This window comes from Mucilaginibacter rubeus (assembly GCF_014643835.1).
GTDB lineage: Bacteria > Bacteroidota > Bacteroidia > Sphingobacteriales > Sphingobacteriaceae > Mucilaginibacter > Mucilaginibacter rubeus.
Window position 1 is genome coordinate 259758 of the sequence record NZ_BMKD01000001.1, and the last position, 26034, is coordinate 285791.

Consider the following 26034-nt stretch of genomic DNA (forward strand, 5'->3'; position numbering starts at 1 on the left):
TTGTGCGGCCCGACAGGTTAAATGCCGTTGGCAGTGGTCAGTAATTCTTTATCTACACCGGCAATTATTTCACTAAATACAGGTTCGGCATTGATGTAACCTTCAAGTAGTTTAAACTGGTTTTTAGCCCTGATCAAATTATGCCCTTCATATTGTGTACCATAGTAAATATCGTTATTTAAAAAATCGGTTAAAAAACGGAGGCCCTGCATATAGATCATTAGTTTGCCCGAAAAGGTGAAATACTGTTTTTCAGTTTCAGTAAGGATGTTGCTCATTTCACTCATATAACCTTTATATATCGCTCTGAAAAAATCTGTCCTGATGATAATTTTATCCAGATCTTTTTCCTCTTCGTTGGCGGGCGATAAATAGGTACGCATCATGTCGCCAACATCGCTTAAATAATAGCCGGGCATTACTGTATCAAGGTCAACAATACATAGCGCGTTTTGCTCTTTGTCAAACAGCACATTATTTATTTTGGTATCGTGGTGGATCACCCGGAGCGGGATTTCGTTATTGGTTGTAAATAGGTTATAGGTATGCAATATGTTGATATGATCATCAGCAGCTTTTACTTCCTTAGCTGCCTGTTCCAGTTTTCGGCGTTCGGCTGTTTTTAAAGCCTGTTCAAACTGTGCAACCCGTAATTTTAGATTATGAAAATCCGGAAGCGTGTATTCGAGTTTGCTGATGTCAAAATGATTTAACAAACGGGTAAACCGGCCAAACTGCACCGCGGCGCTATAGGCTTCCTTTGTATCCTGCAAAAAGTTTACTGTATGTGACCCTTCAATAAATGGGAAAAGCCGGTAAAACTTACCGTCGGCGGCTTGAATGATCGATTTCCCGTTTTGATTCTTTAGCGGGGCTACAAATAAATAACCTGGCTTGTGTTTATCAAGATACTCTTTGATTAGTACAAGGTTGCTGTCGATATGATGGGGCCTTTTGAAAACAGCGACGTTGATTTGCTGAAGAATATAGGAATGGTTAGCACCACTTATTTTATAAGTATAGTTTATTAAACCCGAACCAAAAGGCCGGATATGGTATTCAGAAACGTTTAATCCAAAATTTATAAGGATATCATCAAACATATTATAGACGTTAACTCATCAAACATAGCTAATTTCATAAACGATAGCCATGCGCAAACGTTTGAGTGTTTTTTTGTTTAGGTTTATTTTTTGTTTTCAACCAGTTGCGATTCAATGATCACCTTGTAAAAGGCGCTTGGTTCATTGCCGCCGGTACCCTGGTGGTGCAGCAGGTCCATCAAAATATCAGTTGCTTTTTGTCCCTGTAAATATGGGAATTGTTCAACCGAAGCGGCGGGAATATTCTCCATATAATTGATTAGCGGTAAATTGGCATAGCTTACAAATTCAAGATCCTTATTGATCCTGATGTTTAGTTTACTGGCATGTTTAATAGCAAAAAGTGCTACATAATCATTAAAGGTTACTATAGCGGTTGGTTTGCGTTTGCTGGCCAATAATTCATCTAACGCTTTCCTGGTGCCTTCTTCGGTAAGGTCGCACGAAACTATGAGTGAAGGGTCATATTTAAGCCTGTTTTTGGTCATGGCTTTGATGTAGCCCTCTTTACGCTCACCGGTAGCAACCATGGTTTGCGGCCCGTTGATCATGCCTATTGCCCGGTGACCTTTTTTTAGCAGGTAACTCACTGCCTCAATGGTGCCGATTTCCATATTGCAGGCTACATAATGGATGTTGGGTATAGCCGGGATCCTATCGAAATAAACTACCGGGATATTGTATTTTTTTAAGTTTTCAAAATGCTGGTACGAGGAGGTATTTTTCCCTACCGATACAAGCAGGCCATCAACCCGGTGGTTTTTCATTTTTTCAACCAGCTGTTTTTCCTTTTGCTCATCATCATGTGATTGTGCCAGCAATACGGTATAATTTTTTTTATAGGCAGTATCTTCAATAGCGCTTATGGCCGAGGAGAAAAAAGCCTCCGAAAGCTCGGGTAAAATGACCCCGATGGTGAGGGTTTTGCCCTTTTGCAAAAAAATAGCGGTTTGGTTAGGCTCATAGTTTAACTCGCCGGCCAGCTTTTTAACTTTCGCCCTTGTGGTGAGTCCTATGCTCGGATGATCATGCAAGGCCCTTGAAACTGTAGAAACCGAGATGCCTAATATTTGTGCTATCTCTTTTATAGTAGTTGGCTTTGTTTGCATTAATTACGGGCTAATGTTGTTTTTATAGTTAAAGTTAAGCGATTATTATGAAATAGCTTGTATTAACTGCATTGCAAACGTTTGCGTGGCTAAATCATCGGTTTGCATAGGTTGGCCGGTTAGTATAGTGGAGATTTGAATATTGGCAATGCCATATAGTCCCTTTTAATTTTATTTAGAGAGCCTCGCTTATCTGCAATAAAGAAATAATCGTTTAGCAGGCATATTTACCTCCAATTTTAGAAGCCGAAGTCATCAACCCATAATGTTTGATAAATATCTGTTTTTCAATTAATGCCAGTTAAGGGATAATTATGCCCATTTTTCAAACGTTTGCGTTGAAATTGAAACATTTATTTTTTCTTAAAGCCACTAATGCGAGTACATTTATGAAACGATACTTGTGTTATAACCCAATGATGAAGAAAACCGTTATAATTTGTCTTTCAATATTGTTTATTTGCATAGGAAATAGAGCTGCCATTGCACAGACGGTACACATTGATGCTTCAAAACTGCGTCATGTTATCCCTTTTGGTGATAATGCCTGGGTAAGCGCGCCGGATACTATAACCGATGAAGGTTTGATTGGCCTGAGAAGCATAAAATCAACCTGTAATATTTATTTCAGGGTTAGTGTTGCACAGGACCTTGAGCTTGCGCTGGTGGTACGGGTACCGCAGGGGAACAGTACGCTGCTGGTATCGGCAGGAAAAAATGCTGTCGTCAAAAAAATAAGCAACACAAGCTTTGATACTGTCAGTTTTGGGAAGGTTCACATCAGTCGGCCGGGTTATGTAAAGATCAGTTTAAAAGGCATCAGTAAAACCGGGACTGTTTATGCAGATGTATCTGACCTGGTAATTACCCTGCAAAAGCCGGATAATGATATTTCATATGTTGCAAAAGGCAGCTCATTTCATTTTGGCAGAAGGGGGCCTTCTGTGCATTTACGCTACCCAGTCCCCACCGACAAAGAGAATAAAGTAAAATGGTTTTATAACGAGATTATCGTGCCCCAAGGCCAGGACGTGATAGGCTCTTATTTTATGGCAGATGGTTTTGGAGAAGGATATTTCGGTATGCAGGTAAATTCCGCAACCGAACGAAGGGTGCTATTTTCAGTATGGAGCCCTTTTAATACTGAAGATCCGAAGAGTATCCCGGATAGCATGCGCATTAAACGGGTTAAGAGTGGCAGTAATGTGCATATAGGTGAGTTCGGGAATGAGGGCTCGGGAGGCCAAAGTTATATGCGTTTCCCATGGAAAGCCGGGCAAGCTTACGCCTTTTTGCTTAGCGCCGAGCCGGATAATGCAAAATACACAACCACTTATACCGCATATTTTAAAGATGTAACTGCCGGGAAATGGTTTTTAATAGCCAGCTTTACCCGCCCGCAGAAGGCCACTTATTTAACGCATTTGTATTCGTTTGTGGAAAATTTTGAACCTGAAAATGGCGATAAGATCCGCAAAGCTTATTTTACTAACCAGTGGATAGGTGACAGCGAAAACAACTGGCAGGAGCTTACCCATGCCATTTATACCGGCGACGCTACGGCTAATGCCAACTATCGTAAGGATTATGCAGGAGGAAAGGAAGGCGACAAGTTCTTTCTTCAAAACGGAGGTTTTTTTAACAATTACGTACCGCTTAAAACTCCGTACGATCGCAACGCAACAAAGCAAAAGCCTGTAATTGATTTTGAAAAACTCCCTAATAAATAAGCCCCAAAAACCTCAATATTATATATGGAAAGAAGACAATTTTTGAAAACCAGCGCGATTGCGGCAGCCGGTTTTAGCATTTTACCGTCAGGAAGGCTGTTTGCATCGGCACCTGCGAAAGTCCGTTTAGGTTACATAGGCGTAGGTGCCCGCGGCATGAGCCATATTGCCGAAGGTTTGCTTCGCGATGATGTGGAGATCGTTGCCATTTGTGATACACAGGAAAGCTCACTGAAGATTTGCCGCGAATACATCGCCAAAAAAGGCCATGCACCCGTAAAGGAATACACCGGCGGACTGGATGCCTACAAAAAACTGCTCGACCATAAAGATATTGACGCGGTAATTATAGCCACACCATGGCAGTTTCACCATCCGCAAGCTATCGACGCCATGAAAGCCGGAAAGTATGTGGGTTGCGAAGTAATTGCCGGTCTTACAATTGAAGATCACTGGGATATCGTTAACACTTCAGAAAAAACAGGTATCCCATACATGACGCTTGAAAACGTTTGTTATCGTCGTGATGTGATGGCTGCTTTAAATATGGTACGCCAGGACCTGTTTGGCGAAATCATCCATTTGGAAGGAGGATATCAGCATAATTTAAGAGGTGTATTATTCAATAATGGTAAGCAATATTATGGCGGCGGCGTTGAGTTTGGCCCTAAAGCCCTGAGCGAAGCCCAATGGCGTACGCAGTTTAATATCGATGTGGATGGTGATATCTACCCAACCCACGGCGCAGGCCCTTGTATGCATTATGCCAATATCAATGCGGGTAACCGTTTTACTAACCTGGTATCATTTAGCAGCAAAGCAAAGGGTTTGGCAGCATATGTAGAGGAATTATCGCCTGGTCACCCGAATGCGAAAATCCATTACAAAAACGGCGACGTAACCACTACTATGATCAACTGTGCCAACGGCGAAACAGTGTTGCTGAGCCATGATACACACCTGCCTCGTCCATATTCATTAGGTTTCAGGGTGCAGGGTACCAAAGGTTTATGGATGGATGTAAACAAAAGTGTTTATATCGATCATAAATCAAAAGAAGATGATTCATGGGATCCGGCAAAAGAATGGTTTGATAAATATGACCATCCGCTTTGGAAAAAATACGAAAAGTTTGCCGAAGGTGCCGGTCACGGTGGCATGGACTGGTTTGTGTTTAATGCTTTCGTAGAGTCGGTTAAGCAAAAACGCCAAACACCTATTGATGTTTATGATTCTGTTACCATGAGCGTAATTACGCCCTTGTCAACAAAATCATTGAAAGAAGGCAACGCCAGTGTGGCGTTTCCTGATTTTACCCGTGGCAAATGGAAAGAGCGCAAAAACACCTTCGCGCTTGACGACAGCGGCTTTTAATTATCGTTTATATTTTTTTGCATGTTTTATGTTTAGCCCGGCCAAAAGCCGGGCTTTACTTTTTTAAGGCAGTATGGCTACCCCTGCTATAGCTAAGCGGTGGCTTTTGGTGTAACCCTGTGATTTGTTTATATTGTTGATTTTTAGGTTGTTAAGTTTAAATAATTAAAAAACTGTTAACCCTGTTAACCCCCCTTTGCCGCCAAAGTTAACGGCTATAGCTGGAGCTGGGTGGCGGCTGATACCACAGTGAGGTTGCGTTTGTAGATCTTATTCCAATCCACTCATAATCAAATTCTTCAAGCTTAGTCCTCAAATACGCAGAATCCATAAAATTGGCGCCTGAATCATCCCGGTTGCGACCTGCTCAATACCACAAAAACCTTCAGGAATCAATTTTTTTCGCAGCAAAATACTTTGAGTCAAACGTTTGCATAAGCCTGATTTGGTTCAAAACAAACGTTTGCGCTGTGTTTGCAGGGGCGTTTTTTTGCTTTCGAAACCCTGTATCTCTAATTTCCAATATTCAAAAACAAGGCTCACCACCACAACAGAAAACTAACAATTAATTAATACTAACACCACCACGTATGATTAAAATTTACTCAAACCCCGACAAGGGCTTCAGCAAACACATTTATTTAAGGAGGCAGATCAACGGCCTTTTTAAATTGATGTGCTGTTGCCTGCTACTATTATTGCCAGTAGTTGCCAACGCGCAAACAACAATCAGCGGCAGCGTAAAAGATAAAGACGGCCCCGTAATTGGCGCCACCGTTACCCAAAAAGGTGTCAAAAACACTACTACAACCGATGTTACCGGTAAGTTTAAAATTACATTGAAGGGCAATTCAACAGTGTTGGTTGTTTCTTATGTAGGGTATAAACCACAGGAAGTATCAATTAACGGATCCTCAGACGTTACTATCACTTTACAGGAGGACCTTAATAAACTGAACGAAGTAGTGGTAGTAGGTTACGGTACCGTTAAAAAAGGCGACCTTACCGGTTCCATCAGTTCAATCAAAAGTGATAACCTGACGCTTGGTGGTACTACGGCCAACATTGGGCAGGCTATCCAGGGTAAAGCAGCCGGTGTACAGGTACAACAAGCCAGCTTTGCACCAGGCGCTGGTATTAATATCACCGTGAGGGGTGGTAACTCTATCAATACTTCTACAGCACCATTGTATGTGGTTGACGGTTTCATCAGTGAGGCAGGTAGCCAGGTAAACCCGAACGACATTGAAGACATTCAAGTACTGAAAGATGCATCTGCAACTGCCATCTACGGTTCAAGAGGTGGTAATGGTGTTGTTTTGATCACTACCAAAAAAGGAAAAAACGGTAAAGTTTCTTTAGATGCCGATATATCAGGCGGTACCCAATATTTAACTTATAAGCCTAACCTGTTAACCGGTCAGCAGTATACCGATATCCAAAATGCTACTGCCCTTGAAGATGGTAAGCCACAGCCTTATCCATCAAGTTTCAAGGTGGCCAACACAAACTGGTTAAAACTGGCGACCCGCAACGCTACTGTTCAAAATCAAAGCCTTAGTTTAAGTGCCGGCGATCAGAATTCAAAATTATATATCGCAGGTAATCACATTAAACAAGTAGGTGTGCTGCAACATACCGGTTATGAAAGATATACTGCGAGGATTGGCGCCGAAAAAACTGTTAACGAGAATATTAAGATCAGCGGTAACTTTTACGGTGCAAATTCAACCTCAACTTTACAGTCATACAGTGGCGATATCACTGCACCATTGTTCAGCTTATTGACTGCACCGCCCAACGTAGCACCTTACAATGCTGATGGTACTTATAATTATTATGTTACCCAAGGTACAAAAACCAATGCTCTGGCTGGTCTATTAGAGCCAACTAATAACAGCGGTAATAAGCTGATCAATGCCAATGTTGGTTTGGATTATAAGATCATTAACGGTTTAACTTATCACCTTACCGCCGGTACAGAATATAATCAAACCACCACCGGGCAGTACCTGCCAACAACTACAATTGCAGGTGCAAAACAAGGTGGTGTAGCTGCCGAACAGATCTATTCAAACTTCAGGTGGATTGCTGAGAACTATTTGACTTATAAGTTCAATATCAAAAAAGACCATGATTTTACCGTATTGTTAGGTACATCAAACCAAAAAGATGTTGCTGAATCATTATTATCCGGTGCAAAAGGCTTTTCAACCGATGCGTTCCTGTACTATAACTTAGGTGCAGGATCATTAAGTAACGGCTATGGAAGTAGCAAGGCAGAAGCTTTTCTTACATCGTACTTTACAAGGTTAAATTATGCTTACAAGGACAAAATTTTGGCGTCGTTCTCTTATCGTGATGACCGTTCGTCGCAATTTGGTTCAAACAAACGTTCTGGCTTTTTCCCGGCGGGTGCTGTAGCTTATAAATTAACTGACGAGGATTTTGTAAAAGATCTGAATACTTTCTCAAATTTAAAGGCACGGGTTAGCTATGGTGTTACCGGTAATGACCGTATTCCCGCAAGCTTATACCTTGCTACATTTGGGCCGTACAGCACAGTGCTTAACGGAAGCGGCCAGCTACAAACAGGTATCGAACCTAAAAACCTTGCAAACCCTAATCTTCAGTGGGAGGCAACAAGGCAATTGGATATTGGTTTAGATATGGGCTTTGCTAATGGCCGTATCAACGCAAGTATTGATTATTATAGTAAAAAAACTACCGACCTGTTGATCCAGGTTCCGATTGGAGCACAATGGGGGGCTACAAATGGAACCCAATATATCAATGGAGGAGCTGTTCAAAACAGGGGTATCGAACTTTCGCTAAATACAAGCAACCTGCGCAGTAAAGACCTTTCATGGAATACTACAGTTACGTTTGCTTATAATAAACAAAAGACACTGAATTTAGGTCCGGGGGTTTCGATAATAAGCACAAACACTGCCAACCCAAGCGGTACCGTTTCGGGGCAGGAATTTACAAGGGTTGTACCAGGTATTGAATTAGGCGAACTGTATGGCTATGTTTACGAAGGTGTTATAAAAACCGGCGAAAAATACGGCCCGCAGCTAAACTCAAAAGCAGGTGACCCTAAATATAAAGACGTTAATGGCGACGGTGTAATTACCCCGGCCGACCGTACTTATCTGGGCAACTCTAACCCGCATTATATGGCAGGTTTCGGTAATGATTTTCATTACAAAGGCATCGATCTTGGTATATTTTTCCAGGGAGCGTTTGATTATTACCTGTACAACATGAACGCCATGGTACTGGAATCAACAACCGGTGCGGCTGCATTAAACAGGTTTGTTGCAGGTAAAAACGAAAATACATCTGTTCCGCGTGAGGGTTATTACCTCAGCACCTATGGCAGCTACGTAAACTCGCGTTTTGTTGAAAATGCTTCTTACGTGCGTTTAAAATCCCTTACGCTGGCATATAACTTCCCTGCCTCATTATTTCAGAATATGAAAATTTTACAAGGTATCAGGATCTATGCCGAAGCTCAAAACTTGTGGACTATCACCGGTTATAAAGGTACCGACCCGGAGGCAAACGTACATGCAGATGACACCAATGGACATCCTGGCCAGGTAGCCTTAAGGTCTGCTACTGCCGGTGGTTTGGACTTCAACTCGTTCCCGGCATTCAGAACCATAACATTCGGTATTAAGGCATCAATCCATTAATGAATTATCCATTTAAGGGATCAACAAAATTTAAATCAAAATGAAAAAATATAATATTCTACTCCTTGCAACTGCGGTTATTACACAATTTTCGTGTAACAAGTCCAGCCTTGAACCAAAGATATATAGCAGCTTAACAAGTCAAAATGCATTTTTAACCAAATCAGATGCTATTGCTGCCGTGAATGCAGTTTATGCCCGCCTTAAAGGTCCGGCGGTTGGTGATAACTTTGATTATTGGACAGTAAGGCACTTCGCCCTCACCGACTTAACTACTGATGTAGGTCACTGTAGCTACGCCGGTGACCCGGGCCAACTGTCACTGGTGCAATGGAACTCGGCCAACGGTTTGATAGCTGAAGATTATAGGCAGATCTATAAATTGGTGGCCAACGCAAACAACGCTATCTATAATATTTCGGCAATGAAAAGTATTACAGATGCCCAGAAAAATCAGTTTTTAGCCGAAATGAAATTTTTACGTGCCATTGCTTATTCCGATCTTACTGATGCCTGGGGACCGGTGATCTTAACTACGGAAAAAGATATAGCCAATCCTGATTATAAGGCGCAAACTGCGCCAAGCCCTGTTGCGGATGTTGACGCGCTGATGATCAGCGACCTGCAAAATGCAATCAATGTTTTGCCTAAAGATTACACAAAAAGTGATATCTACACAACTAACGATGTTGGCCGGGCCACTAAAGGTGCGGCGATGTTCCTGCTGGCTAAGGTTTATCTGCGTGAGCACCAATGGCAAAAAGTTGCTGATTTAACCAAACAGGTAATGGATTTGGGTATTTACCAGTTATATCCAACCTATGATGGTTTGTTTAAAGAATCAAACACCTGGTGTGCTGAAAATATCTTCTCGGTATTAAGCGATGCTAACGTTAACGGAACAGAGTTATTGAACCACTTCGGTCCGCTAAGCCATCCGGTGTTAACCGACAGGTGGCAGTACTACGCTGTAACCTGGGATTTTTACAACAGCTATGGCGATGAGGATGACCGTAAAAAGATGTTCTTCACCCAATACCAGGGCGTCGACGGCTTAACCCACAAACAAGCCCCTTCGCAGGGCGCTACCGCTCCGGATGGAGTATTGTATATGCCGGATGTTGCAACCATGAAGTATGCCGATCCAAATGGGGCCAACACTTACTATGATGGCCATAGTGTGGATGTTTTACGCTATGCAGATGTGTTATTAAGTCGCGCCGAAGCTTTAAACGAATTGAATGGTCCAACCGCAGAGGCTGTTTCATTAGTAAACCAGGTTAAAGGCCGCTCACATGCCAAATTATTGGTGCAGGCTAATTTGACCCAGGCAACTTTCCGCGATGCATTGTTACAGGAACGCGGCTGGGAGCTATATTATGAAGGCAAAAGAAGGGCCGACCTGAAACGCTTTGGCAAATATGATGTGATCGTGAACGCCTATCTGAAACGTGTTGGCCAAACCAATACCGTACAGTTGCCGCGCGACGAGTATTTCCCATATCCGCTTAACCAGGTTAACATCAACCCCAAGCTGAATAATGCGGGCAGGCAGCAATAAGCATAAAATTCAAATATTAGTAAAGAGTATACAGCCTTCAATGGGGTGTATATTCTTTACTGTTTAACCGGTATTACAAAATTAGTGATGAAGGATTGGTTTAAAGTTTTAGCGAAGGGGCTGTTGATTTCGATCATCTGTGGTTGCTCTGGTGGTAATCTGATAAAAGAAATTCACATAGGCCTGTATAATAATAACGAGCTAAAAATTAAGCTTGATGTTATGACCAGCAAGCCTGTTGATCTGTACGCCGAATACTGGATAGAAGGCAAGCAGCCGGTTAAATACCGGTCGACTACTACCAGTAACGGCACATCATATAAGCTTGTACTTTGCAATATTTTGCCCGATACCACTTATTCATACCATATTGTAACCGTTGACGGTGGAGATACGGTTGTCAGCAAACCTCATACTTTTAAATCGCACGAGTTGCCATTGTTTTTACAGGAACAGTTTCATGCAAAAACTGCTGCAAAAGCAACACTGCCGGTACAGTTTAATGACGGCTTAATGCTTATCAACAAACGTTATGCGCCCGGTGTGGCGTTTTTGGTTGATGCCAAAGGGCAAATCAGGTGGTACCACATGATTGACAGGTTGGGTTTTAAGGTGATTAACTTTACAAAGGAAAAAACCCTGCTCTCTATTTTAGGCCGTAATGACGAACCCACCAGCTATGGCAGCGAGATACTGGAGATCAATATGCTGGGCGATACTTTGCTGCACCTCCCCAAAGGGCAGGGTGATTTCAGGCAAACCATTCATCACGAAATCCTGAAGAATGATAAAGGCCAGCTGGTAACCATTTTTGTTGATCAAAAAATCATGGACCTCACATCAGTTGGTGGCAGTAAACAGGATACGGTTAACGGAGATGGCATTATGGTGATGGATAAAGCCGGCAAGCAGCTTTATAAATGGAGTGTGTTTGATGTAATGGATCCGCTGAAAGATCCCAAAATCCTGAAAACTAAAAAAGATTGGATGCATGCCAACAGTCTCAGCTATGATACAGACGGCAATTACCTGATGTCGTTCTACAACAACGGGCAGATCTGGAAAATTAACTCGCGCGATGGTAAGGTTATCTACAAATTTGGTAAAGGCGGTACCATAGCCATGCCTGCCGATTGCAACTTTACCCAGGCCCATGCCGCCCATATCAATAAACAGGGCAATCTGATGTTTTTTGATAATGGAGTGGAGAAACACCAGTCTGGCGTGTATGCAATGAAAATTGATGAGAAAAATCAAACGTCGACCATTGCCATGCACATTAAACTACCTAAAGAAATTTTTAACGGACGTATGGGCAGTGCCTATATGATCAATGATACAACCACATTGGTATGTTGCTCCAAAAGGCATATTGTGGTGCTGGCAAATGATAAAGGCGTTTTGCAATGGACGATGGAAACATCGGTGCCAACTTACCGTGCAGGTTTTATAAAATACGAACAGCTTGATCCATATTTAAAACCATAGATCATTAAAAATGAAAAAGAAATATCAATATATAGCTTTGCTGATGTTGTTAGCCGCTTTGGCGAGCGTTGCTCAGTTAGTGTCATGTAGCGGGAGCAAAGCCGAAGAGGCAAATAAAGCTGATTCAGCGGCTGTGAATAACCTGGTTGCTGTGGATAGCTCCAAAATGCCCGGCGGTAAATACGGCGATGCGGTGCGTTATGGCCGCGAACTGATGTTGCATACCGCATACTATATTGGCCCCGAAGGGGTTAACGGCCATTACACCGGCAATAAAATGAATTGTACCAATTGCCACCGCGATGCAGGTACAAGACCATACGCTTTTAATTTGGTTAGGTCATTTCGTGATTATCCGCAGTACAGGGCAAGAGAGGGCAGGATCTTATCTTTGGCCGAGCGTATCAACAATTGCGTAATGCGCCCTAACCTGGGCAAACCATTGCCGTTGGATGGAAAGGAAATGATCTCGATCATGGCTTACCTGAAATTTCTGAGTGATTCGTCAAACATATCTAAAACTACCAAAGGGTTAAAGAATATGGAAGTCGAACTGCCGGATGTTGCGGCATCATCAGACAGGGGCGAAGTGCTATACGCGCAAAACTGCGAGCGCTGCCATGCCAAAAACGGCGAAGGCAAAATGCGTTTTGATAATGTAACTTACGAATATCCACCGGTATGGGGATTATTGGCCTATCGCCCGGGTTCAAGTATGCACAGGGTTGTTAAATTAGCGCAATGGCTAAAAGGCAACATGCCTTATGATAAAACAGCCGAAGGCAAACCCTTCCTGACCGATGCCCAGGCGCTTGATATAGCTGCTTTTGTTAATGACGATAAAAAGCATAAACGTCCTTTGCCTAAGACTACTAAGGAGGTTGATTATCCGCATTACGAAGAAAAAGCGATTGATTACGACAAAGGGCCGTTTAAAGATCCTTTTTCCGAACTGCAGCATAAATACGGACCATACAAACCTATTATTGACTATTGGGAAGGCCAGGGGATTACACCGGCTATTTAGAAGATAATACCAAACCCAACTATGTCATTGCGAGGAGGGACGACGAAGCAATCTCGTAGTTATGCATCTTCGGTATGCATTAGCTACGCGATAGCCACGCTATGCTTATAATGACATAGTTTTTATTATAAAAAGACTGACTAAATTTATTTCATGAAAAAACAATTTTTAGCTATCACTTTCCTTTTATCGGGCCTTGCTGCTTCGGCACAAAAAGTGCCTTATACTAATTGCGATAAATGCTGGCTGGCCGATTCTTTAGGTAATCATCGTGTAGTGTTAATTTTTAACGGTACTGGGAAAGTGGCTAAAGCAGTGATCAACTGGCGGCGCAGGGATAATGAGCCCGAAAACAAGCGGATCATTATTCAGGACGCTAAAACCAAACAAAAGATCACCAATGTAAAAGTTGGCACAGTAAACCGAGAAAGCGGTGAACTGTATTTTGAGCCAACATCGGGCAAGGGCACTTACTTTGTGTATTATATGCCTTACAAAAATGAAGGGCGCTCAAACTATCCTAAAGGTGTTTATCTCAAACCCGAAAATACAGCTTCTACAGAGTGGCTTAACGCAGTAAGCGGCAAGGCGCCTGTAGCTTCGGTAAAAGAGTATCAGTCTATTGATGCTTTTAACAGTTTTTACCCGATGGAGGTGATTGCTACTAAAGCAGAAACTGAAGCGTTGATTAGTAAACATAAAGCAGAAGCGTTTTTAGTTTTCCCGGAAGACAGGATGAACTCCATCCGCATGACCAAAGATTTACCGCAACGCTGGATTGAGCTTGGTGCGAGGAGTACATATGCCGGTGAAGCAGCCCGCGGTGAAAACTTTGCATTTCAGTTGGGCATTTACGCGCTGCAAAATATCGAAAATGTACAGGTAACATTCAGTGACCTTAAATCGGCTACTGGTAAGGTAATCCCGGCTTCGGCACTATTTTGTATCAATACCGGGGGCACTGCTTATGATGCAAAACCACTTACTAATATTGTTAATGTTGCTAAAGGCGACATCCAGGCATTATGGTGTGGAGTAGATGTACCTGCCACAGTTCTTCCTGCTATTTATACCGGTAATGCCACTATTAGCATCAACGGAAAACCTGCAAAAACAATTGCCTTATCTGTTAAGGTAAATAGCAAAATATCGAAAGATGGCGGTGTAAGCGAGCCTTATAAAATGACCCGCCTGGGCTGGTTAAACTCAACCATGGCGCAACAAAATACCGTTATTTCGCCGTATACCCCGCTTGAAATAAGCGGCAATACTATTAGCCTGCTTGGCCGTAAAGTGGAGGTGAATAAAGATGGTTTCCCCAAACAGATCCAGACTTACTTTACCCCAGAGATGACGGAGTACGCGGCAACACCTAATAACCTGCTTACCGAGGGCATCCACTTTCATTTTATTGATGCCGCCGGTAAAAAGATAAACCTGAAAAGCCAGGGTGTGCAATTCACTAAAAAAGAGGCAGGCACAGTGCAGTGGACGGCAGTAAGCGCTAATGATAGTTTACAGATGGATGTAACCGCCTCGCTGGAGTTTGACGGCTTTATGGCTTATACCGTGAAAGTAAAAGCCCTGCAGGATGTTAGCCTGAAAGATATTACCATGCACATCCCTTTTAAAAAGGATTTTGCCAAATATATGATAGGCCTTGGTCAAAAAGGGGGCTACCGACCCGAAAACTTTGAATGGAAATGGGATGTTGCCCATAAAAACCAGGATGGTGCCTGGATAGGCAATGTGAACGGCGGTTTGCAGTATTCGTTAAGAGATGAAAAATATGTCCGTCCGCTGAATACTAATTTCTATTTGCAAAAGCCTTTGTTGTTACCAACTTCATGGGGTAACGATAACAAAGGTGGTATTAAAGTGGCATTTGACGGTAAAGCGGTATTGGCCAATAATTACAGCGGCGAGCACGACCTGAAAAAAGGGGATGAGCTTTATTATAACTTTACTTTATTGATAACGCCTTTCCATACCATCAATACCGATTTTCAGTGGGCTACAAGATTTTATCACGCGTACAAACCTATTGATACTATAAAAAAAGCTGGAGCAACGCTTATCAATATTCACCACGCAACGGTAATAAACCCAACTATTAACTACCCGTTTATTGCATGGCAAAAAATGAAGGCCTATGATGACTCGGCCCATGCCGCCGGGTTAAAGGTGAAAATCTACAATACCATCCGCGAGCTATCAAACCATGCCTATGAAACTTTTGCGTTACGCAGTTTAGGCCATGAGATCTATTCACCGGGCAAGGGTGGAGGTTTTAGCTGGTTACAGGAGCATGTAGGCGATGACTATATTGCCGCCTGGTTTGTCCCTGAAATCAAGGATGCCGCTATTATTAACAGCGGCATGAACCGCTGGCATAATTACTACGTGGAAGGTATGAACTGGTTAACCCAAAACGTAGGTATCGACGGTATTTACCTTGATGACGTGGCGTTCGACCGTGTTACCATGAAACGTATCAAACGTGTATTAACCAAAGATGGTCATCCCGGCATTATTGACTTACATTCTGCTAACCAGTACAACAAAAGCGACGGATTTAATAACAGTGCTAACCTGTATATGGAGCATTTCCCTTATCTGAACCGTTTATGGTTTGGTGAGTATTTTGACTATGAAAAAAATGATCCTGATTTCTTCCTGACCGAAGTGAGTGGTATTCCGTTTGGTTTAATGGGCGAGATGCTGCAAGGCGGAGGCAATAAATGGCGTGGCATGGTTTACGGCATGACCAACCGTATGCCATGGAGCGACGGTGCCGATCCGCGCCCGATCTGGAAAGCCTGGGATAATTTCGGTATGAAAGGCACAAAAATGATTGGTTACTGGGTTGACGATAATCCGGTGAAAACCGATAAAGCCAAAGTGATAGCCACCGTTTACAAAAAAGATGGTGCCGCCATGGTTGCCGTTGCCAGCTGGGAAGATGCTGATACCGATTTTCAATTGAATATCAACTGGAAAAAATTAGGTATCAATCCGGCCGGAGCAACAATTACTGCTCCTGAGATAAAAAGTTATCAGCCTGGCAAAATATTTGGCTTGAATGACAGGATCCCGGTTGAAAAAGGCAAAGGCTGGTTGTTGATCATTAAATAACAGTTAATGGATAAAAAATGGTTTATAACCATATACTTTTACATTGGCAGATCACTGAGTTAAACCCGCAGCCTGCCTTTGTGGTTTATTGATTGCTGGTTTATTATGTTAGTTTGCAGTGGTGGTATGTACCAAAAGCATGCATACCGCCTGCATTTTTATAAAAGCCGTAAACCCTTGAAACTGAACGGTAACAAGCTCTTTGATGCATTTGGGTAATAAAGTGAATTGAAATAAAATGAAAATATTTTAATCGAATCGGTAAATTGTTGGTACTTTCATAAAAAAATAACCAAAATATTGAATTACTACCAATGAATACACAGCATCCATGGCATGAAGTTTCAACCGGACCTAAAATTCCCTATATTGTAAACGCCGTTATTGAAATCCCTAAGGGTTCGAAAGCTAAATATGAGATTGATAAAGAATCCGGGCTTTTAAAGTTAGACCGTGTTCTTTTTTCGTCCGTAATGTATCCCGCCAATTATGGATTTATCCCACAAACCTATTGTGATGATCAGGATCCGCTTGATATTTTAGTTTTATGCTCGGTTGATGTTTTTCCGCTGTCTGTCATCGAAGCTAAGGTGATAGGGGTAATGCATATGGTTGACAATGGCCAGCAGGATGACAAAATCATCGCTGTTGCCAATAATGATATGTCGGTTAATTATATAAATGATTTAAGCGAACTGCCGCCGCATACTATTAAAGAGATTGAGTGCTTTTTTAAAGATTACAAGGTTTTGGAAGGCAAAAATGTAACTGTTGAACGCTGGATGGGGGTAAGCTACGGCCATCAGGTGATAGAAGATAGTATGGTATTATACGATGTTAATTTTAAACCCGTCCAAACCAAAGTTGCCGGTTAAAAATATTAAGGTCTGATAAAAAATGTTTAACCCTGCTTCTTTTTAATTGAGTTGCGGCGTTAAACATTTTTTATTTTTGCTTCGTACCGGCGGGGAGCGCAGCGCAGATAATCTTTATGAGTACCGTTGGTTTCCTTCGGGATTTGCCTGCTCCGTTTATACCTCGATAATTTTAGGTTTAAAATTGCAGCAGGCTAAATAATCCCTCCGCGGGATGCATATTTGCATTCTCATATTGCTAATGATGTTTTATGAAAATATTGCACATTATACCTGCTTATAAACCCGCTTACGGCTACGGAGGTCCAACTGAATCTGTATCGCGGCTATGCGAGGGATTAGCAGCTAATGGGCATAATGTTGATGTTTATACCACCACGGCCAACGGTAAAACCGAACTGGATGTAATACCAGGCGCAGTAATGGATGTGGAAGGGGTTAATGTAACATATTTTAAACGGATCACCGGCGATCATACACATGTTAGCCCTGCATTGTGGCGCAGGCTTGTTAAAACTGCCAACCACTATGATGTGATCCATATCCATTCGTGGTGGAGTATTTTAAACGTAATTGCTGCACGGCTCGCCTTGTTAAGTAAAGCCAAGGTTATTTTGGCGCCCCGCGGCATGCTAAGCGGGTACGTATTTGAAAGCGGGAACAACAGCTACAAAAAATTGATCCATAAATTAGGTGGTCGTAGAATTTTAAAGAAATGCGTGCTGCACGCTACCGCCCAATCCGAATATATCGAGTGCAGGAAGTTGATTCCGGGCTGGCAGGGCTTTGTATTACCCAATATTTTATCATTACCTGATATCGAAATAAAGGAACCCCGCAATGAGTGTTTCACGGTTGTTTTTATGTCGCGCATTCATCATAAAAAAGGACTTGAAAAACTGTTTACTGCTATAAGCAAACTCTCTTTTAATCTGAAACTTGTCATTGCCGGCGATGGCGAAGAAGCATATATACAGCAATTGAAACGACTTGCAAATGAGTTAAATATACCTTCAAAAATTGACTGGATAGGCTGGGTGAACCGGGAGGAGAAATTTGAACGGCTTAACCAGTCTGACCTGTGTGTCCTCACCTCCTTTAATGAAAACTTCGCGAATGTGGTGGTTGAATCATTGCATATGGGTACAGCTGTTTTAGTTTCCGAAAATGTAGGTCTTTCTGATTTTGTTGGTGAAAATAACCTGGGCTGGGTCTGTACATTAGATACCGACAGCATTATCGAAAAACTGAACGAAGCCCACTTTGGAAAGCAAAAATTAGATCACATCCGTAAGCACGGCCGCGAAATTATCCGAACGACATTTCATGAGCAGGTGCTGATAACAAAGTATTACGAAGAGTATTTAAAATAATCCCTCTTTTCTTTCGGTCAATTTACTATCCCCGATGGCTGCCTTCCTTTAAAGCTAAGGCCGAAATGTGCGTTGGAAGCGAGGCTGGTATGGTTAAAAGGCCAGACTATTGCCGGCCCTGCTGATACTTATAATGTAAATTCTTTAGCGTTTCTATAGTCGCCTCATCTGTCGAGATCCCATAGCCCGTTACCAGTGTGCCTTTAATACCTTCCGCTGAGGCAAGGGCGTAAACAATAGCCTCATCGGCGGGGTCGGAGGGGCCTTCGTAGCGGTACAGGTCCACTATTTCAAATTCTTTTACCGGGAAGTTTTCCGCGCCTGCCTTAAGATGGTCACCTTCCAGGCTAAATTCATGGGTATAGCCCTGTTCTTTTAATTTGGTTATAGCTTCGGTTACCGTTGCGTAATGAAATTTTTGTTCTTCCATGAGATAGGTGTTTGTTATCAATAGCTAATATACAATTAAAGTACGCTGCCTGTTTCAGTAATTTCTGCCGAAAATGTTTCGGGCTGTACCAACACAAAACGTACTAAACTAAATTCCTGCTTAATGCATTCGCGAATCCGGTCGATAGCCTCATTGATTTGCTGTGTATCAAGATCTTCCTTAAAGGCTACAATCAGCATCAAAATAATTTCATCGGGCGATTGATAGGTTGACAGCATGTGCATCACCTTTAAAACGGCATTATCCTGTTCAACGAGGGTGCTTATCTTCGTACGCGATTCAGACGAAATACCTTCGCCCATAAGCAAACTCCTGCTCTCCCGGGCTAATATGGCCGAAACACCAACCAAAATTAAACCAACTAATAATGATGCTATACCGTCAAGCACGGGGATGTGATAACGATGGTTCAGGAACATGCAAATGCCAACAATAAAAAGCCCTGCAACGGCTGCGCTATCCTCAAACATCACTAAAAAGGTTGATGGGTCTTTGCTTTTAACTACGGCATCCCACCAGGTTTGATCGCCCCTTATGGCGTTAAATTCTTTCAGGGCGATGATGAGCGACGAGCCTTCAAATATGACGGATAATCCCAAAACGATATAACTCATCGTAGGATCGCCAAGGGGTTCGGGTTGGCGGATATGTAATATTCCCTGGTAAATAGATAGCCCTCCGCCCAGGCCAAATATCATGATAGATACAATGAACGACCAAAAGTATAGCTCCTTACCGTAGCCAAAAGGATGGGTTTTATCGGGCTCTTTGCGGGCCCTGTGCAGACCAAGCAACAGCAGCAATTCGTTAGCGGTATCCACTACAGAGTGGATTCCCTCGGAGATCATAGACCCGCTTCGGCCTATAATGCCCGCTATAAATTTGGTTATTGCTATGAGCAGGTTGGCAATTAGTGCGCTATATATCGATTTTTTTGATGAGGTCATATTCCTTAATGCGCTATTACCTCGGCATCGCCAAGTTTTTTAACATACAATTCATCAACCAAAATCACAATAATGGCCACAATAGGAACTGCCAATATGATACCCAGTACCCCCGAAAGCGTTCCCATAACCACCTGGCTGATGATGGTAAGCGCGGGAGGAAGGTTGATCATACGGTTTTGTACTATAGGCACTACGATATTACTCACTACGGTTTGCGATACAACATAAATGAGCGCCACTATAATAGCGGTATTTGTGCCAATGGTAAGTGCAAGTAATACACCCGGTATCATGGCTATAACCGAACCCAGGTTAGGGATGATCTTTAACATGCCTGCAAATAAGGCTAATATCAATGCCGCCGGAATTTCCATAATGCTTAAGCCCGTGGTAAGCAGCAAACCCAATAATACCATAGAGAGCAGCATCCCTTTAAGCCAGCCTTTTAATGAAAGACTGATCCTGTCCATAATATCTTGTCCCAAAGGCTTTTTTTGATCTGATAGCAGCATTAATATGCCATTTTTATAAACATCGGGATTGGTAGTGAAAAAAATACTCAGGAACAGTATGATATAAATATCACCCAGCACGCCAAAGCTGGTACTGAAAAAGTGCTGTACCGTAACCACAACTTTATCGGGATCATTATCGCCCGAAAAATAATCAAGTATTTGCTGCCCCGTTGGGTTTGAAGCCAGCTTAGCCTTAAAATTATTAACCGTATGCGGAAGCGTATCTTTAAGTAAAGTTATCTGGTGCTGTATGGTTGTGCCCATTAAATAAAACAAGCCTGCTACAATTAAAAATGAACCAACTACAGATATGATCATGGCATACCGTCTGGGCATTTTAGTGTTACGCTCTATCAGGTCGCCAAGGCCATGAAAATAAGTCGCGATTAGTGCGCCTGAAAGTACCATGAGCAGTACGTTAAAAGCCACCCGGGCTATCAGTATCACTACAACCAATAAGGCAACAATAGCAACAGTGTGCCATACTTTTTCGATATAAGTAAGCTCTTTCTCTTTTTTTGGGGTCATATAGCAGGTATTTGTTCCATTAACACATTCATGTACTCTAAATGTTTTGATTGAATTAAGTTAACAAGATATTACGAAAGAGATTTAGATCGATTGCTTTTAAACTTTTTAAAATGTTTTAGAAAGGAAGTGTAACAATTTAAATAAGTTTTTATGAAATTATTCCATCAAAAGATTTTTAACGATATTTAGGTTATACCGAACCAAAAACCATAACCCTCCAGTTGATGAAGAAAAACTACTATATCGTAACGCTGATCATGCTTACGTTTTTTGTTATTTCGTTTTTAACCAATATTATCGGGCCGTTATCTCCCGAGTTTATTAAGGATTTCAAGTTGAGCGATGTAATGGCAGGGGTATTGCCCTTTGCGTTTTTTATTGCCTATGGGGTTATGTCAATTCCGTCGAGCATGCTGGTTCAAAAGTATAATGAGAAAACCATTATGGTTGCTGCTTTTGTGGTGGCGTTCTTTGGCTCTTTACTATTGGCTGTTTATCCTAATTATCTTACTGCCATTATATCCTTGTTTTTAATTGGCTGCGGTATGGCTATGCTGCAGGTGGTGATTAATCCGCTGCTCCGCACATCAGGCGGGGAGGAAAATTACGCTTTTACTTCAGTATTGGCACAGCTCATATTTGGCGGGGCATCCTTTGTTAGTCCGCTGGTTTATTCATACATGGTTAAAAACATGGGGAGCAGCAAGGGTGGTATTTTCCCTTTGCTTGAGGCGCACGTACCCACAGCCATGCCCTGGATTTCGTTGTACTGGCTGTTTGCGGTTATTTGTTTAGGTATGTTGGTGATCATGCTGATATCTAAATTTCCGAAGGTTGAACTGGCCAGCGATGAAAAAGCCGGGCCATGGAAAACCCACATCGACCTTTTTAAAAAGCCCGTTGTTATAGCTTACTTTATAGCTTTGTTTTGTTATGTGGGCAGCGAGCAGGGCGTATCCTACTGGATGTCGCAATTTTTACTTGTTTACCACAAGTTTGATCCGCAAACCACGGGTGCCAGCGCGGTAGCCTATTTCTGGGGATTGATGACTGCCGGCGGCATTTTAGGCTTGTTTTTACTTAAATTGATGGATAGCCGCAAGCTGCTGGTGATCTTTACCATTTTGGCACTCATTTTCCTCACGCTTGGTTTGTTCGGCAGCGCTCAAACATCATTGTACTCATTTTCAATAGTTGGCTTCTTCATGTCGGTAATGTATCCCATTATATTCTCGCTGGCGTTGAGTTCGATAGCTGAAGATCACGGTTCATTTGCCGGGATCCTGGTTACCGGTATTATTGGCGGCGCAGTGGTTCAACTCCTTATAGGAGGCTTGGGCAGTCTGTTTGGCTTAAGACAGGGGATGTTTTTCCTGTACATTACATTTGGCTACATGCTTAGCATCGGTTTTTGGGCTAAGCCACTGGTTACCAACAAAACTATTTTTGATAATAAAGCATAATAAATAAATGAGCAATATAAAAGTTATAGGTATTGATCTGGGTGCTACCAATATCCGCGGAGCGGTTGTTAATAATAACACCATCGGTAATATTGTATCGCAACGGATAAAAAGCGACGGCAGTGTAGAAGATGTGCTGAACGATATTTATACTGTTGTTGATGCCCTGCTGCAAAACGATAAGGCCAGCGCCATAGGCATAGGCGTGCCCAGCGTGGTTGATGTAGCCGAAGGTATTGTTTATGATGTGCAATATATTCCCTCATGGAAGGAAGTGCACCTGAAAAAACTGATGCAGGAGCGATACAACATCCCGGTATATGTAAATAATGACGCCAATTGTTTTGCCGTAGGTGAGTTATATTTTGGAAAGGGAAAGGGTACTGACAGCATGGTTGGCGTGACCCTGGGCACCGGGCTTGGCACCGGCATTATCACCAATGGCAAACTGTACGCAGGCCACAATTGCGGTGCCGGGGAGATAGGTCTTTTTCCCTATATCGATAACATCCTGGAGTACTATTGCAGCGGCTCATTTTTTAGTAATGTATACGGATTGGATGGCGTACAGGTATTTAAAGATGCACAGGCCGGCAAAGAGAGGGCATTGGAGCTGTATGCCGAATTAGGAAATCATGTGGGGAATGCAGTAAAAATGATCATGTATGCCTATGATCCCGAGCTGATTATTTTAGGCGGATCGGTAAGCCAGGCTTTTGAATATTTTAAAGATACTATGTGGCAGCAGGTGAAAACCTTTGCCTACTCAAAAACGCTTGAACGTATAAAAATCGAGATCTCGGAACTGCAAAACAGCGGTATCATTGGTGCGGCTGCTTTGTATTACGATAATCAGAAGTAAAGTCAATCTATCATGAAAAAAATATTATTAATGTCGGTAATAGCCCTGCTCAGTACAAGGGCATTTGCGCAGGAGCGGCAGGAGAATTTTAACTTACTGTTGAAGGATGACTGGCAGATGCAATCGACAGTTACAGTGCCCGCCGCCGCTACGGAGATTTCGAAAGAAAAATTTGATACCCAAGGCTGGCATAAAGTAAGCGTGCCATCAACCATTTTAGCGGGCTTACTGGCCAATCATGTATATAATTTCGATCCGTTTATGGGCAGGAACCTTGAAAAACTGGCGGATCCTAAATTGGATAAACCATGGTGGTTCAGGAAGGAGTTTACCCTGCCTGCTGCCGAAAATGGCAAAAACGTGATCCTTCGTTTACATGGCATCAACTATAAAGCCAACGTTTGGTTCAACGGGGTTAAAATAGCCGATTCAACAAAAGTGAAGGGCCCATATCGCATCATTGATCTTGACCTCACCAAAAATATCAACTATAGCGGCACCAACACTTTAGCTATTGAAGTGCTTAGGCCTTTTACCCCAAACAAACGCGATGGCGACCTTGCCATTGATTATGCCGACTGGATTCCCTATCCGCAGGATTATAATGGTGGTATCATCAACAACGTTGAAGTGAGAACTTACAATAAAGTAGGCGTAAAGTTTCCATTGGTTACAACAGATTTCGATCTGCCATCGTTAACTATCGCTCATTTAACGGTAGACGCCCAGGTGACCAACTATACCAATAAAACTCAGGATGCGGTGATCAAAGGCAGGATCAATGAAAATATATCCTTCGAAAAAAAAGTACACCTGCTGGCTAACGAGTCGAAGAATGTAAACTTTTCACCTTTGGAGTTTAAGCAGCTTAATATTAAAGATCCATCCATCTGGTGGCCCTGGCAATATGGTAAGCCAAACCTCAACCGCATTGAAGTGTCGGCTGTGGTTAATAAAAAGCTGAGCAACTCGGTGAGCGAGAATTTTGGGATCAGGCAGTTTACATCCAGGATTATTGATAATAACCAGTCGCGCGAGTTTATTGTGAATGGCAAGCCTATTATGTTAAGGGGGGCGGCCTGGTCGCCTGATATTTTCCAGCGCCGCTCGCCCGAAAGGCAGGAGCAGGAGATCCGGTTGGTACGGGATATGAACATGAACATTGTACGCTCCGAAGGTAAAATGGAAGACGATAATTTTTACGATCTGTGCGATAAATACGGCCTGATGGTGATGAACGGCTGGATGTGCTGCGGCGCCTGGCAACACCCCGAAAAATGGGAAGCGGCCGAACGAAAAGTTGCCATGGCGTCAGATAGCAGTGTGATGTACTGGCTGCGCAACAAGGCCAGCTTGTTTGTATGGCTCAATGGCAGCGATATGCCGCCGACAGATACCTCGGTTGAGCGCGATTACCTGAAGATTGAAAAGCAGTTAAAATGGCCTAACCCCTTATTAGCAACCGCTAATGAAAGTAAGTCAAAGGTATCGGGCTATAGCGGTGTAAAAATGGCCGGCCCGTATGAGTGGGTGCCCCCTGTTTATTGGGAAACCGATGCCGCCAAAAAGTATGGCGGTACTTACAGTTTTGCCACCGAGATTTCGCCCGGCCCGTCAATCCCGCCGTATGAAAGCCTGGTGAAATTTATCCCTAAAGATTCGCTGAACGTAACCTCGGCCGCCTGGAACTACCATTGCGGTACAGGCTCATTTGGCACCACAAAGGTATTCACCAAAGCGCTTTACAATCGTTACGGCGAAACTGCATCCATCAAAAACTATGTAGCCAAGGCACAGGCCCAAAACTATGAAGCCCACCGCGCTATGATGGAAGCATATGGGTTGAATAAATATCAAACTGCTACGGGGATAGTTCAATGGATGCTGAGCAATCCGTGGCCGGGACTGATCTGGCATACATATGACTATTACCTGTACCCTGCGGGCACTTATTTTGGCATGAAAAAAGCGATGGAACCACTGCATGTGCTGTATTCTTACAAAACAAATGAGGTAGCAATTATCAACTCCTTTTTAAAAAGCTTTACCGGTTTAAAAGTTAAGGCTGATGTTTATAACCTCGATGGGTCAAATAAATTCAGCAAAACCGCAACTGCCGATATAGGTGCCGATGCATCAAAAAGATTATTCGCCCTGCCCGCCATTACCGGTTTAACGGATACTTACCTGTTGCGCCTTGAATTAAACGATAAAAGCGGTGAAACTAAAAGCATCAACTGGTATTGGCTCTCCAAAAAAAGCGATGAGCTGAATTGGAAAAAATCAAACTGGTTTACTACACCACAATCGGCTTATGCGGATTATTCAGCCCTGCAATCTTTACCCAAAACTAAATTAGTGGTTAGTCAAACCGGTAAAGCTGAAGGGGACAGCACCTCGCATATGGTAACTATCAAAAATACAGGCAGTGCAGTTGCGTTTTTTGTACATCTGCGCGCTTTAAAAGGGCAAGGTGGTGACGATATTTTACCAGTGATCTTCAGCGACAACTATATCTCATTGGCACCGGGCGAAAGCAGGGTGATTAAATGTACCTATAGCACTAAGAATGCCGATAGTACAGCGCCTTATTTCCTAACTTCGGCCTGGAACCTGGATATAGCTGCGAGCAGTGGCGATTTTGGGTTTGAAGATGGGCTGCCGAAGAAGTAGTTTATCCTGGAAATAAGCTGATCATGGCCAGTTTTCTTAAGTTAAAATATCTGGTAAAATTTATCCCCAGTGGATAAATACAGGCATTTTTCGGGCTAATTTCCGGTGATTGG

17 protein-coding genes are annotated in these 26034 nt (G+C 42.7%); 12 read left to right on the forward strand and 5 right to left on the reverse strand.

Features of this window, described 5'->3' with window-relative positions; genetic code table 11:
* Window positions 1-17 precede the first annotated feature (17 nt).
* Window positions 18-1103, reverse strand: a complete 1086-nt coding sequence (locus tag IEX80_RS01065; protein WP_090524726.1) for a phosphotransferase enzyme family protein — start codon at window positions 1101-1103, stop codon at window positions 18-20.
* A gap of 83 nt (window positions 1104-1186) precedes the next feature.
* A complete protein-coding gene (locus IEX80_RS01070; RefSeq protein ID WP_090524728.1) occupies window positions 1187-2212 on the reverse strand; it encodes a LacI family DNA-binding transcriptional regulator in 1026 nt (341 codons plus the stop codon).
* 389 nt (window positions 2213-2601) lie between these two features.
* On the opposite strand from IEX80_RS01070, the gene IEX80_RS01075 reads away from it, so the two are divergent.
* The 9 genes from IEX80_RS01075 to IEX80_RS01115 all read left to right on the forward strand — a co-directional run bounded on the left by IEX80_RS01075 (window position 2602) and on the right by IEX80_RS01115 (window position 18476).
* A complete protein-coding gene (locus IEX80_RS01075; protein ID WP_229701475.1) occupies window positions 2602-3942 on the forward strand; it encodes a DUF3472 domain-containing protein in 1341 nt (446 codons plus the stop codon).
* Window positions 3943-3966: 24 nt separating this feature from the next.
* A complete protein-coding gene (locus IEX80_RS01080; protein ID WP_188831666.1) occupies window positions 3967-5316 on the forward strand; it encodes a Gfo/Idh/MocA family protein in 1350 nt (449 codons plus the stop codon).
* Between the two features lie 590 nt (window positions 5317-5906).
* Window positions 5907-9017: a SusC/RagA family TonB-linked outer membrane protein gene (locus tag IEX80_RS01085; protein WP_188831667.1), complete on the forward strand. Its 3111-nt coding sequence runs from the start codon at window positions 5907-5909 to the stop codon at window positions 9015-9017.
* A 40-nt stretch (window positions 9018-9057) separates the two neighbouring features.
* Window positions 9058-10578, forward strand: coding sequence for a RagB/SusD family nutrient uptake outer membrane protein (locus IEX80_RS01090; RefSeq protein WP_188831668.1), 1521 nt, complete (start codon window positions 9058-9060; stop codon window positions 10576-10578).
* An 87-nt stretch (window positions 10579-10665) separates the two neighbouring features.
* A complete protein-coding gene (locus tag IEX80_RS01095) occupies window positions 10666-12066 on the forward strand; it encodes an aryl-sulfate sulfotransferase (RefSeq protein WP_188831669.1) in 1401 nt (466 codons plus the stop codon).
* Between the two features lie 10 nt (window positions 12067-12076).
* A complete protein-coding gene (locus tag IEX80_RS01100) occupies window positions 12077-13093 on the forward strand; it encodes a c-type cytochrome (RefSeq protein WP_229701476.1) in 1017 nt (338 codons plus the stop codon).
* A gap of 153 nt (window positions 13094-13246) precedes the next feature.
* The gene (locus tag IEX80_RS01105; RefSeq protein ID WP_188831670.1) at window positions 13247-16228 is read left to right on the forward strand and encodes a glycoside hydrolase domain-containing protein; all 2982 of its coding nucleotides are present in this window, start codon (window positions 13247-13249) and stop codon (window positions 16226-16228) included.
* Window positions 16229-16542: 314 nt separating this feature from the next.
* Window positions 16543-17103 (forward strand): inorganic diphosphatase, encoded by a 561-nt coding sequence (locus IEX80_RS01110; protein ID WP_188831671.1) that lies wholly within the window; start codon window positions 16543-16545, stop codon window positions 17101-17103.
* Window positions 17104-17354: 251 nt separating this feature from the next.
* A complete protein-coding gene (locus IEX80_RS01115; protein ID WP_188831672.1) occupies window positions 17355-18476 on the forward strand; it encodes an XrtY-associated glycosyltransferase XYAG1 in 1122 nt (373 codons plus the stop codon).
* A 106-nt stretch (window positions 18477-18582) separates the two neighbouring features.
* Here IEX80_RS01115 and IEX80_RS01120 read toward each other — a convergent pair whose 3' ends face one another.
* Genes IEX80_RS01120 through IEX80_RS01130 form a run of 3 tightly spaced genes read right to left on the reverse strand, consistent with a single transcriptional unit; the run spans window position 18583 to window position 20920 of the window.
* The gene (locus IEX80_RS01120) at window positions 18583-18906 is read right to left on the reverse strand and encodes a hypothetical protein (RefSeq protein ID WP_188831673.1); all 324 of its coding nucleotides are present in this window, start codon (window positions 18904-18906) and stop codon (window positions 18583-18585) included.
* A gap of 35 nt (window positions 18907-18941) precedes the next feature.
* Window positions 18942-19874, reverse strand: a complete 933-nt coding sequence (locus IEX80_RS01125; protein WP_188831674.1) for a cation diffusion facilitator family transporter — start codon at window positions 19872-19874, stop codon at window positions 18942-18944.
* A gap of 5 nt (window positions 19875-19879) precedes the next feature.
* Complete coding sequence (locus IEX80_RS01130; RefSeq protein WP_188831675.1) at window positions 19880-20920, reverse strand: AI-2E family transporter; 1041 nt, start codon at window positions 20918-20920, stop codon at window positions 19880-19882.
* 227 nt (window positions 20921-21147) lie between these two features.
* Between IEX80_RS01130 and IEX80_RS01135 the strand changes: the two genes are divergently transcribed.
* From IEX80_RS01135 to IEX80_RS01145, 3 genes are read left to right on the forward strand one after another with little or no spacing between them, the layout of a single operon-like run.
* Window positions 21148-22386, forward strand: coding sequence for an MFS transporter (locus IEX80_RS01135; protein ID WP_188831676.1), 1239 nt, complete (start codon window positions 21148-21150; stop codon window positions 22384-22386).
* 7 nt (window positions 22387-22393) lie between these two features.
* Window positions 22394-23248: an ROK family protein gene (locus IEX80_RS01140; protein ID WP_188831677.1), complete on the forward strand. Its 855-nt coding sequence runs from the start codon at window positions 22394-22396 to the stop codon at window positions 23246-23248.
* Between the two features lie 12 nt (window positions 23249-23260).
* Window positions 23261-25921 (forward strand): glycoside hydrolase family 2 protein, encoded by a 2661-nt coding sequence (locus IEX80_RS01145; RefSeq protein ID WP_188831678.1) that lies wholly within the window; start codon window positions 23261-23263, stop codon window positions 25919-25921.
* Window positions 25922-26034 lie beyond the last annotated feature (113 nt).